Origin of the sequence: Streptomyces sp. NPDC058662 (assembly GCF_042716255.1) — a bacterium.
Classification (GTDB): Bacteria; Actinomycetota; Actinomycetes; order Streptomycetales; family Streptomycetaceae; genus Streptomyces.
This window is the reverse complement of record NZ_JBHXRU010000083.1, coordinates 18,241-28,892: the sequence shown is the minus strand read 5'-3', so window position 1 is coordinate 28,892 and position 10,652 is coordinate 18,241. Positions and strand designations below refer to the sequence as shown.

The window sequence follows — 10,652 nt, the reverse complement described above, 5'->3', positions numbered from 1 at the left end:
CCACGACCGGGGGGCGGGCCCTCGTCGTACCCGCCGCCTCCCCGACTACTGCCGGGGCAGCGGCTTGCCCGTCGTCGCGTCGAGCACCTTTCGCTCGCCCAGCGGTTCCTTGAGCGTCACCGTCAGGGACATCTCCTGCGCGACCAGGATGCAGGCCCGGCCGGGCTGGTTCGGCGTGTCCGTGATCTTCACCATGACCGACTCGGCGTGCTCCCGCGCCTCCACGGCGTAGGTGCTGCACGCGCCGCCCCAGAAGTTGACCGTGAGCTTCCGCTCGGCCTCCGCGTACGAGAACCCGGGCACGGTCCGGCCCTCCTTCGGGGCCGCGGAGCCCACCTCCACCGCCGCCGGCTCGGTCACCGTGCGAGCGGCCCCGCCGTTCGCGCCGGCCACCTCGAAGAGCCAGGCCGGAACCAGGGCCCGCGCCCCGTCCACCGTCCCCGGCACCAGTCCGAAGACCGCACCGCGCACCGACTCCGTGCGCGGCGGCTTCATCGGCCGGGGCTCCGGGTTGCACGGCACCGTGTCCGTCGCCCCCACCGGGGTGTCCGGAGCCACCGGGACCGAGGTCGCGCACCCGCTCGGCCCCGGGCCCGTACCGTCCGGGCCACCCGACCTCGCGTTCAGTCGGGCCAGCGCCTCCACGGCCCCGACCACCGGCTGCTCGGCGGCCCGTACCGGCGTCTTCAGCTCACCGCTGCCCGTCACCACCGAAGCGTCGGCGCCCACGCTGACCTTCGAGGACCAGCCGCGCGTCGGCAGCCCGCCGACCACCGGGTCCGCGCTCACCACCCGCACCGAGCCCTGGACGAGCCGCGCGTCCAGGGCGGCCCCGTCCTGCCCGGCCGCGGCCAGCACCGGCGCCGCGGCCGCCCGGGCGGCCTCCTCGGACACCGGCCGGCCCGCGGCCGCGTCCGTACCCGCCGCCGGGTCCGTACCGGTGATCGTGGTCCCGCCGTCCCGGGGCAGGGTGGCCGGACCGCAGGTGTCCTTGCCGCGCACGCAGTCGTCCCCGACGCCGTTGCCCGCACCCGCCTGGAAGCGGCTGAAGGTCCAGGTCCCCGGCGCCTTGCGGGACACCGTGAGGCGGGGCCCGGCACCGTCGGCGGCCTCGCCGGCCAGCCAGGTGTCCCCGGTGAGCCTCGGGGCCCCGGCGACGCCGAGCGCCGCGGCGAGCCGCGCCACCTCCTCCGAGGTGACCTCGCCCGACGCCACGAAGGTGGGCGCGGTGCCCGCCGGGGCCTCCGGCAGTTCCGCGTCGGCCCGGTAGACCACCCCGCCGCCGGCCGGGTCCGGCTCCCCGGGCGCGATGGCGGGCCCCGAGGGGTCACCGGCGTCGCGGGGCGCGGAGGCCGCCCGGTCCGCCGTACGGGCGGGCTGCCCGCCGTCGCTGTGGGCGGTGGACGCCCAGTACGCGGTGCCGCCGCCCGCGAGCAGGACGGCGGCCGCGATCGAACCGACGGCCCAGGCCGGCCGCCGTCGTGTGCCGCGTGATGTGCCCGGTTCTTCGCTGGTCACCGCATCGCTCCTTCACTGTCCCGTCCTGCCTGATGCGGGTGTGACGAAGCAGCGGCGCAACCGGTTCCCCGGCGCGCTCCGGATTGACCCGGACGGTCCCGTCCCGACCGGGCCCCCGGCGGGATCCGGCAAGATCCGAAAGAGACGGCCTAGTCCCCGTACTCGGCCGTGGAGGCGATCAGGCGCGCCGAGGCCGGCGGGACCCTGATGCCGTGGATCTGGGAGGGCGCCACCCGGGCCGCCCGGGGACCCGCCGGGACCGCCCAGTGCGGGGCCATCCGGGCGCAGTCGCCGAGCAGACGCGCGAAACCGGGCCGCCGCGAGCCTTCCGCGACGCGCACGTCAGCGGTGTACTCGGGGGAGCCGAAGCCGTCGGTGTAGGTCATGGGGGCACCGTAGGCACCTCGTCCCACGGTAAGAAAGACCTACTACGAGGTAGTTTCGGCCGTTGGGCCAGGGGCCGGTGACCGGGTAGTTTTGACTGTCCCCTCGCCGTCCTCCGCAGCAGGAGCGTCCACGCCGTGCGCATCGCAGTCACCGGCTCCATCGCCACTGACCACCTCATGACCTTCCCCGGCCGATTCGCCGACCAGCTGGTCGCGGACCAGCTGCACACGGTCTCCCTCTCCTTCCTCGTCGACAACCTCGACGTCCGGCGGGGCGGTGTCGGCCCGAACATCTGCTTCGGCATGGGGCAGCTCGGCAGCCGCCCGATCCTGGTCGGCGCCGCCGGCTCGGACTTCGACGAGTACCGCGCCTGGCTGGACCGCCACGGCGTCGACACCGAGTCCGTCCGGATCTCCGAGGTGCTGCACACCGCGCGCTTCGTGTGCACCACGGACGCCGACCACAACCAGATCGGCTCCTTCTACACGGGCGCGATGAGCGAGGCCCGCCTGATCGAACTGAAGGCGGTCGCCGACCGCGTCGGCGGGCTGGACCTGGTCCTGATCGGCGCGGACGACCCCGAGGCGATGCTGCGCCACACCGAGGAGTGCCGGACGCGCGGGATCCCCTTCGCCGCCGACTTCTCGCAGCAGATCGCCCGCATGGACGGCGACAACATCCGCACCCTGATGGAGGGCGCGACGTACCTCTTCTCGAACGAGTACGAGAAGGGCCTCATCGAGTCGAAGTCGGGCTGGTCCGACGCCGAGATCCTGGCCAAGGTCGGTACGCGGGTCACCACCCTCGGCTCCAACGGCGTCAAGATCGAGCGCGTCGGCGAGGAGCCGATCGTGGTCGGCGTCCCGGAGGAGGCCGCGAAGGTCGATCCGACGGGTGTCGGCGACGCGTTCCGCGCGGGCTTCCTGACCGGCCTGACCTGGGGGGTCGGCCTGGAGCGGGCGGCGCAGCTGGGCTGCATGCTGGCGACGCTGGTCATCGAGACGCTCGGCACCCAGGAGTACACCCTGGCCCGGGCCCACTTCATGGAGCGCTTCACCAAGGCCTACGGCGAAGAGGCGGCGGCGGAGGTCCGCGCCCGCCTGTCCTGACCCGACGCGCGGAGAACGGGGCCGGCGCCGCCACTGGCCGGCGCCGGCCCCGCGGCCGTCCGGGGCGCTGTACGCGGGCCCCCGGGCTCAGTGCAGGCGCGGGCCCCTCGGGTCAGTGCAGGCGCCGGACGGTGTACGCCACGCCCACCGGGCGCTCGGCCGCGCCCAGGTACGCGTGGCCCCGCATCCCGCACCACGCCGGTACGTCCAGCCCCGCGACCTCGTCGTCCGACAGCACCGTCACCGTCCCTCCCACCGGCACGGTGCCGATGGCTCGGGCCAGCTCGATCACCGGCTGCGGGCAGCGCAGCCCGAGCGCGTCCAGCTCCACCGACTCCGCCACCGGGGCCGCCGCCGGGACCTCGGCCACGCCGAGCCGCTCCCGTACGCCCGCCACCGCACCCGGGAGCACCTCCAGGAACGCGTTGACCTCCTCCGCCGTGGTCCCCCGCGGCAGGGAGACCCGTACGTTCCCCTCCGAGAGCACCCCCATCGCCCGCAGCACATGACTGGGGGTCAGCGTGGAGCTCGTGCAGGAGGAGCCGGACGAGACGGAGAAGCCCGCCCGGTCGAGCTCGTGCAGCAGCGTCTCCCCGTCGACGTACAGGCAGGAGAAGGTGACCAGGTGCGGCAGCCTGCGGTCCGCGTCGCCCACCACCTCCACGTCCGGGACCAGCCGCACGACCCGGCGCCGGATCCGGTCCACCAGGACCCGCAGCCGGGCCGCCTCCGCGTCGGCGTCCGCCCGTACGGCGCGCAGCGAAGCCGCCGCCGCGACGACCGCCGGCAGGTTCCCGAAGCCGGGGGAGCGGCCCGACTCCCGTTCGTCGGCGGGGCCTTGGGGTGAGAAGCGGACGCCCTTGCGGACCGCCAGCAGGCCCACTCCCGGCGGGCCGCCCCACTTGTGCGCGCTGGCGGTCAGGACGGACCACGCGCCCTCCACCGGTCCCCAGCCCAGCGACTGGGCCGCGTCCACGAGCAGCGGCACCCCGGCCGCCGCGCACAGGTCGGCCACGTCCGCCACCGGCTGGACCGTCCCCACCTCGTGGTTGGCCGACTGGAGGCAGGCCAGCGCCGTCCCCGGGAGCAGCGCCGCGCCGTAGTCGGCGGCCGCCACCGCGCCCGAGGCGGCGACGGGGACCAGGGCGACCGTGCCGCCGCGTGCCTCGTGCGCCTGTGCCGCCTGGAGTACAGAACTGTGTTCGACCGCGGATACGACCAGACGGCCGCCGACACGCCGGCGTCCCGCGAGCACGCCCGCGACGCCCGTGTGAACCGCGTGCGTCCCCGAAGGAGTGAACACCAGCTCGTCCGCGCGGCAGCCCACGGCCTCCGCCGCCGCCTCCCGCGCCGCGTCCAGCAGCAGTCGGGCGCGCCGGCCCTCCCGGTACAGCCGGGCCGGATCGGCCCAGCCCTCGTCCAGGGAGGCCTGCAACGCCTGCCGGGCCACGGGGTGCAGGGGAGCGGCGGACGCGGTGTCGAAGTACGGCATCCGGCCACCGTAAGGGGACGCGGCGGGGCGCGGCGCACCCCGGTCGGGAGGGGCCGGGCGGCGGCCGGGCGCGCGGCCCGCCGCATCCGGGGTCAGGGGCCGTCAGATGCCGTCCGCGGCCCGCCGTTCGGGGCCGGTTCCGCCGTCCCCCGTACGGCGGATCCATCCCTTCGGGGGCAGTAGCGGCGCGTTGGGCACCCTCCCCGCGCGACCCCAAATAGCGTCCAGTAGGGTTTGGTCCGCATAAACATCCAAACCCCTGCCTGCGTCAGGGCCGGCGACCGACCCGAACAGCGGCCGCGGCCGGCCGCGCGGGCCGAGACTCTCGGGAAGGCGCTACGTGAGTCCCTACGGCTCCGACCGCTCGCCGCGGCGCCCGATGCGGCGGAAGCTGCTGCAGGCGCTGACTGCGGGCGTGGTCCTGGCGACCGCCACTGGTTGCTCGTACACCTGGAAAGACTTCCCCCGCCTCGGATTGCCCACCCCGGTCACTGAGGAGGCGCCTCGCATCCTCTCCCTGTGGCAGGGATCCTGGGCGGCCGCTCTCATCACGGGCATCCTGGTGTGGGGCCTGATCATGTGGAGCGTCATCTTCCACCGGCGCAGCCGGACGAAGATCGAGGTCCCCCCGCAGACCCGGTACAACATGCCCATCGAGGCGCTGTACACCGTGGTCCCGCTCATCATCGTCTCGGTGCTCTTCTACTTCACCGCGCGCGACGAGTCGAAGCTGCTCGCCCTCTCCGCCAAGCCGGCGCACACGATCAACGTGATCGGCTTCCAGTGGAGCTGGGGCTTCAACTACGTCGAGAACGTCGACGGAGACGCGGCGAGCCCCAAGGCGGGCGCGGTTCCGAAGGAACTGGCCTCGATCCCGGACCGCTACACCAAGGACTTCCCGGCGGGCGCCGAGGGCGTCTACCAGAAGGGTGTCCCGGGCGACCGGAACGAAGACACCAACAACCCGGGGCCGACCCTGGTCCTCCCCGTGGGGGAGAAGGTCCGCTTCATCCTGTCGTCGAACGACGTGATCCACTCCTTCTGGGTGGTCCCGTTCCTGTTCAAGCAGGACGTCATCCCGGGCCACACCAACGTCTTCGAAGTCACCCCGTCCCAAAAGGGCACCTTCATGGGCAAGTGCGCCGAGCTGTGCGGCGTCGACCACTCCCGGATGCTCTTCAACGTCAAGGTGGTCTCGCCCGAGGAGTACCGGGCGCACCTGAAGGAGCTGGCGGAGAAGGGTCAGACCGGCTTCCTGCCGGCCGGCATCCAGCAGACCGACCCGGCCCGGAACGCGGAGACGAACACACTGTGAGCATCCTCAACGAATCCCAGGGTGCCGCCGCAGCTGACTCGTACGAGAACGAGCTGCCGGTGCGGCGCAAGCAGCCGGGCAACGTGGTCGTGAAGTGGCTCACCACCACCGACCACAAGACCATCGGCACGATGTACCTGGTCACGTCGTTCGTGTTCTTCATCATCGGCGGCGTCATGGCACTGTTCATGCGCGCCGAGCTGGCCCGCCCGGGCACGCAGATCATGTCGAACGAGCAGTTCAACCAGGCGTTCACGATGCACGGCACGATCATGCTGCTGATGTTCGCGACGCCGCTGTTCGCCGGTTTCGCGAACTGGATCATGCCGCTGCAGATCGGCGCGCCCGACGTGGCGTTCCCGCGGCTGAACATGTTCGCCTACTGGCTCTACCTCTTCGGCTCGACCATCGCGGTCGCCGGCTTCGCCACCCCGCAGGGTGCGGCCGACTTCGGCTGGTTCGCCTACTCCCCGCTGTCGGACGCGGTCCGGTCCCCGGGTATCGGCGCCGACATGTGGATCATGGGTCTGGCCTTCTCCGGCTTCGGCACGATCCTCGGCTCGGTCAACTTCATCACCACGATCATCTGCATGCGCGCGCCCGGCATGACGATGTTCCGCATGCCGATCTTCACGTGGAACGTCCTGCTGACCGGTGTCCTGGTCCTGCTGGCCTTCCCGGTCCTGGCCGCCGCGCTCTTCGCGCTGGAGGCCGACCGCAAGTTCGGTTCGCACATCTTCGACGCGGCCAACGGCGGCGCCCTGCTGTGGCAGCACCTCTTCTGGTTCTTCGGGCACCCAGAGGTGTACATCATCGCGCTGCCGTTCTTCGGCATCATCTCCGAGGTCATCCCGGTCTTCTCGCGCAAGCCGATGTTCGGTTACATCGGCCTGATCGCGGCGACGATCGCGATCGCCGGCCTCTCGGTGACCGTGTGGGCCCACCACATGTACGTCACCGGCGGTGTGCTGCTGCCGTTCTTCTCCTTCATGACCTTCCTGATCGCGGTACCGACCGGTGTGAAGTTCTTCAACTGGATCGGCACCATGTGGAAGGGGTCGCTGTCCTTCGAGACACCGATGCTCTGGGCCGTCGGCTTCCTGATCACCTTCACCTTCGGTGGTCTGACCGGCGTCATCCTGGCCTCGCCCCCGATGGACTTCCACGTCTCCGACTCGTACTTCGTCGTCGCGCACTTCCACTACGTCATCTTCGGCACCGTGGTCTTCGCGATGTTCTCCGGCTTCCACTTCTGGTGGCCGAAGTTCACGGGCAAGATGCTGGACGAGCGCCTCGGCAAGATCACCTTCTGGACGCTGTTCATCGGCTTCCACGGCACCTTCCTGGTGCAGCACTGGCTGGGCGCCGAGGGCATGCCGCGCCGCTACGCGGACTACCTCGCCGCGGACGGCTTCACCGCGCTGAACACGATCTCGACGATCAGCTCGTTCCTGCTCGGCCTGTCGATGCTGCCCTTCATGTACAACGTCTGGAAGACGGCGAAGTACGGGAAGAAGATCGAGGTCGACGACCCGTGGGGCTACGGCCGTTCGCTGGAGTGGGCGACGTCCTGCCCGCCGCCGCGGCACAACTTCATCACCCTGCCGCGGATCCGTTCCGAGTCCCCGGCGTTCGACCTGCACCACCCGGAGATCGCGGCCCTCGACCACCTTGAGGACCACAGCGTCGCCACCCCGGCCGTCACCGGTGGCAAGGAGGCCGGCAAGTGAAGATCCAGGGCAAGATGTTCCTCTGGCTCTCCTTCTTCATCCTGATCATGGCCGTCGTGTACGGCGTGTGGTCGAAGGAGCCAGTCGGTACCACGGCGCTCTTCCTGGCCTTCGGCCTGAGCGTGATGATCGGCTACTACCTGGCCTTCACGGCCAAGCGCGTCGACGAGATGGCCCAGGACAACCTGGAGGCCGATGTCGCCGACGAGGCCGGCGAGCTGGGGTTCTTCTCCCCGCACAGCTGGCAGCCGCTGTCCCTGGCCATCGGTGGTGCCTTCGCGTTCATGGGCGTCATCTTCGGCTGGTGGCTGATGTACTTCTCGGCGCCGCTGATCCTGATCGGCCTGTGGGGCTGGGTGTACGAGTACTACCGCGGTGAGAACCAGAACCAGTAGCAGCACCCGCGCGGCCCCGCCGCGCGGCACCTGGGGCCCGGACACCTCTTCGGAGGAGTCCGGGCCCCTCGTTTGCAGTCATCCGGCGCGCCGTAATTGTCATATCTTCATAGCGTTGGTTCCATGAAGCACTCACCGCGTCTTTGGACGGTACTCAGCTGCTCCCTGCTGGTCGCGTCCCTCGGGGCCGGCGCCACCGCCTGCGGGTCCGACGACGATCCGCTGTCCGTCCGCCCGTACGACGCGGGCGATCAGGTCGCCTTCAACCAGAGCGCCAACGGCCGCCCCGTCGACCCCGGTCGCCCCCTCGAAGTCACCGCCAAGACCGGTGAGGGCCGCATCACGGACGTGACCGTCGTGGACGGCCACGGCCGCCGCCTCGCGGGCGAGCTCAGCGCCAAGGGGGACCGCTGGCACAGCACGGCCCCGCTGGCCGCGGGCGCCCACTACACGGCGACCGTGAGCACCGAGGACGAGCGCGGGGCTCCGGGGCGGCGCACGCTGTCCTTCGACACCACCCCGTCCAAAGGGGTCCTCAAGGTCGAATTCGGCCCTGAGGAGGGCAAGTACGGCGTCGGACAGCCCATCACGGCGGAGCTCAACGAGCCCGTCAAGGACAAGGCCGCCCGCGCCGTCGTGGAACGGGGCCTGATCGTGGACACCCCGCCCGGCGTCGAGGGCGCCTGGCACTGGGTGGACGACAAGAAGCTGCACTACCGGCCCAAGGAGTACTGGCCCGCCAACTCCACCGTCTCCGTACGGAGCAACCTGGAGGGCATCAAGATCACCGATGACCTCCACGGGGCCGCGGCCAAGCCGCTGAAGCTGGAGATCGGCGACCGGGTGGAGGTCACCACCGACGCCTCCTCGCACTGGCTCACGTTCCGGCGCAACGGAGAAGTGATCAATTCCATCCCGGTGACCACCGGCAAGCCCGGCTTCTCCACCCGCAACGGCATCAAGGTGGTGCTCGGCAAGCAGTACTACGTGCAGATGCGCGGGGACACCGTCGGCATCGGCGGCAGCGAGTACTACAACCTGCCCGTCTACTGGGCCACCCGGGTCACCTGGAGCGGTGAATACGTCCATGCCGCGCCCTGGTCCGTCGGCTCGCACGGCTACGCCAACGTCAGCCACGGCTGCACGGGCATGAGCACGGGCAACGCCGCCTGGTTCTACGAGAACATCAACGAGGGCGACATCGTCCAGGTCGTCAACAGCATCGGCGACGACATGGACATCTTCGGCAACGGCTTCGGCGACTGGAACATGGACTGGAAGGACTGGCGCGAAGGCAGCGCCCTCCTCAAGGGCACCCAGGAAGGCCGCAGCCCGATGGACCAGGCCCGCCTCCGGCCCAGCGTCTAGGCCCAGCGCCCGGCTCACCCTCCCGTGGCGGCTTCGCACACGGACGGGTGAGCCGTACGGGCCCCGGGGACGTCCGGGAGGGGGTCAGGCGGCCGAGGAGGACAGGCGCGAGCGCAGGAGGCGCGCCAGGGCGTCCGCGAAGTCCACCGGATCCACCGGAAGAGTGACCGCGGCGTCCGCGCGGCTCCAGGTGGCCAGCCAGGCGTCCTGGGGGCGCCCCATCAGCAGCAGTACCGGCGGGCACCGGAAGATCTCGTCCTTGATCTGCCGGGCCACACCCATGCCCCCGGCCGGGGACGCCTCGCCGTCCAGCACGCAGACGTCGATCCCGCCCGCGTCCAGCGCCGACAGGACCGCCGGCAGGGTCGCGCACTCCAGGAACTCCACCGGCGGCAGGTCCGCGGCCGGCCTGCGCCCGGCCGCCAGCCGCACCTGCTCCCGGGTGCCCGCGTCGTCGCTGTAGACCAGAACCCGCGCAGTCGCCCGCATTTCGTTCCTCCACGTGTCACGTGAATCACGTTGATGTTGCGCGGGATGCTACTCCTCCCGATGCGGTGTCAACATCGGTTCGGACAGCCTCGCGCGAGACGCTCATTGGCTCATCTGATGGGCCGTTCGGGCCTTGCACACCCCCCGGACACTCCGAACGGCACCCCCCGGGGTGAGGGCGGGATAAGCGACCGACATAATGTCGGTCGTGGCGACAGCAACGACAGTAGATACCGGGCACGCGCACCCGACGGTCAACCGGCCGAACCTCGTCAGCGTCGGAACCATCATCTGGTTGAGTTCCGAGCTGATGTTCTTCGCGGCCCTCTTCGCGATGTACTTCACCCTGCGATCCGTGATGGGCGCCGAGTACTGGACAGAGCAGGCCTCGGCCTTGAATCTGCCCTTCTCGGCGACGAACACGACGATCCTGGTGCTCTCCTCGCTCACCTGCCAGCTCGGCGTATTCGCCGCCGAGCGCGGTGACGTGAAGAAGCTCCGGTCGTGGTTCATCATCACGTTCGTCATGGGTGCGATCTTCATTGGCGGCCAGGTGTTCGAGTACACCGAGCTGGTCATGCACGAAGGCATGAGCCTCTCGTCCGGCCCGTACGGCTCGGTGTTCTACCTGACCACCGGCTTCCACGGTCTGCACGTGACGGGCGGTCTCATCGCCTTCCTGCTGGTCCTCGGCCGGACGTACGCGGCCAAGAGGTTCACCCACGAACAGGCCACGTCGGCCATCGTCGTGTCCTACTACTGGCACTTCGTCGATGTCGTCTGGATCGGCCTCTTCGCCACGATCTACCTGATCAAGTAGCGAACACGTCGCCGGGCCCGACCCGGCAC

10 protein-coding genes are annotated in these 10,652 nt (G+C 70.7%); 6 read left to right on the top strand and 4 right to left on the bottom strand.

The genetic code is table 11. The features are described from left to right. Positions 1-45: 45 nt before the first annotated feature. Both ACFWUQ_RS24385 and ACFWUQ_RS24380 read right to left on the bottom strand, forming a co-directional pair. Positions 46-1,518 carry a hypothetical protein gene (locus ACFWUQ_RS24385; RefSeq protein ID WP_384541697.1) on the bottom strand — a complete coding sequence of 491 codons (1,473 nt, stop codon included), beginning with the start codon at positions 1,516-1,518 and terminating at the stop codon, positions 46-48. Between the two features lie 149 nt (positions 1,519-1,667). Next, positions 1,668-1,904 carry a hypothetical protein gene (locus tag ACFWUQ_RS24380; protein WP_384541694.1) on the bottom strand — a complete coding sequence of 79 codons (237 nt, stop codon included), beginning with the start codon at positions 1,902-1,904 and terminating at the stop codon, positions 1,668-1,670. A 135-nt stretch (positions 1,905-2,039) separates the two neighbouring features. Here ACFWUQ_RS24380 and ACFWUQ_RS24375 point away from each other — a divergent pair, with 135 nt between their 5' ends. After that, the gene (locus ACFWUQ_RS24375; RefSeq protein ID WP_384541691.1) at positions 2,040-3,014 is read left to right on the top strand and encodes a carbohydrate kinase family protein; all 975 of its coding nucleotides are present in this window, start codon (positions 2,040-2,042) and stop codon (positions 3,012-3,014) included. Between the two features lie 112 nt (positions 3,015-3,126). Here the strand turns inward: ACFWUQ_RS24375 and ACFWUQ_RS24370 are convergent, their stop codons facing one another. Next, positions 3,127-4,506 (bottom strand): cysteine desulfurase/sulfurtransferase TusA family protein, encoded by a 1,380-nt coding sequence (locus tag ACFWUQ_RS24370; RefSeq protein ID WP_384541688.1) that lies wholly within the window; start codon positions 4,504-4,506, stop codon positions 3,127-3,129. A gap of 340 nt (positions 4,507-4,846) precedes the next feature. On the opposite strand from ACFWUQ_RS24370, the gene coxB reads away from it, so the two are divergent. The 4 genes from coxB (at position 4,847) to ACFWUQ_RS24350 (ending at position 9,314) form a co-directional block, all read left to right on the top strand. Further along, positions 4,847-5,821 (top strand): cytochrome c oxidase subunit II, encoded by a 975-nt coding sequence (gene coxB, locus ACFWUQ_RS24365; protein WP_384541685.1) that lies wholly within the window; start codon positions 4,847-4,849, stop codon positions 5,819-5,821. Beyond that, positions 5,818-7,551 (top strand): cytochrome c oxidase subunit I, encoded by a 1,734-nt coding sequence (ctaD, locus tag ACFWUQ_RS24360; protein WP_384541682.1) that lies wholly within the window; start codon positions 5,818-5,820, stop codon positions 7,549-7,551. The genes coxB and ctaD overlap by 4 nt, the downstream gene beginning before the upstream one ends. Beyond that, complete coding sequence (locus tag ACFWUQ_RS24355; protein ID WP_030863499.1) at positions 7,548-7,946, top strand: cytochrome c oxidase subunit 4; 399 nt, start codon at positions 7,548-7,550, stop codon at positions 7,944-7,946. The genes ctaD and ACFWUQ_RS24355 overlap by 4 nt, the downstream gene beginning before the upstream one ends. Before the next feature lie 123 nt (positions 7,947-8,069). Continuing rightward, positions 8,070-9,314, top strand: a complete 1,245-nt coding sequence (locus tag ACFWUQ_RS24350) for an Ig-like domain-containing protein (protein ID WP_384541679.1) — start codon at positions 8,070-8,072, stop codon at positions 9,312-9,314. Between the two features lie 84 nt (positions 9,315-9,398). Here ACFWUQ_RS24350 and ACFWUQ_RS24345 read toward each other — a convergent pair whose 3' ends face one another. After that, positions 9,399-9,803: a hypothetical protein gene (locus ACFWUQ_RS24345; protein WP_384541676.1), complete on the bottom strand. Its 405-nt coding sequence runs from the start codon at positions 9,801-9,803 to the stop codon at positions 9,399-9,401. Positions 9,804-10,002: 199 nt separating this feature from the next. Here ACFWUQ_RS24345 and ACFWUQ_RS24340 point away from each other — a divergent pair, with 199 nt between their 5' ends. After that, positions 10,003-10,623 (top strand): heme-copper oxidase subunit III, encoded by a 621-nt coding sequence (locus tag ACFWUQ_RS24340; protein ID WP_384541673.1) that lies wholly within the window; start codon positions 10,003-10,005, stop codon positions 10,621-10,623. The last annotated feature ends 29 nt before the right edge of the window (positions 10,624-10,652 follow it).

What these genes read in the sequence shown, in the direction of transcription:
- ACFWUQ_RS24345 (WP_384541676.1), bottom strand. Translation starts at nt 9,803, where the DNA reads ATGCGGGCGACTGCGCGGGTTCTGGTCTACAGCGACGACGCGGGCACC.
- ACFWUQ_RS24370 (WP_384541688.1), bottom strand. Translation starts at nt 4,506, where the DNA reads ATGCCGTACTTCGACACCGCGTCCGCCGCTCCCCTGCACCCCGTGGCC.
- ACFWUQ_RS24350 (WP_384541679.1), top strand. Translation starts at nt 8,070, where the DNA reads ATGAAGCACTCACCGCGTCTTTGGACGGTACTCAGCTGCTCCCTGCTG.
- ACFWUQ_RS24340 (WP_384541673.1), top strand. Translation starts at nt 10,003, where the DNA reads ATGTCGGTCGTGGCGACAGCAACGACAGTAGATACCGGGCACGCGCAC.
- ACFWUQ_RS24380 (WP_384541694.1), bottom strand. Translation starts at nt 1,904, where the DNA reads ATGACCTACACCGACGGCTTCGGCTCCCCCGAGTACACCGCTGACGTG.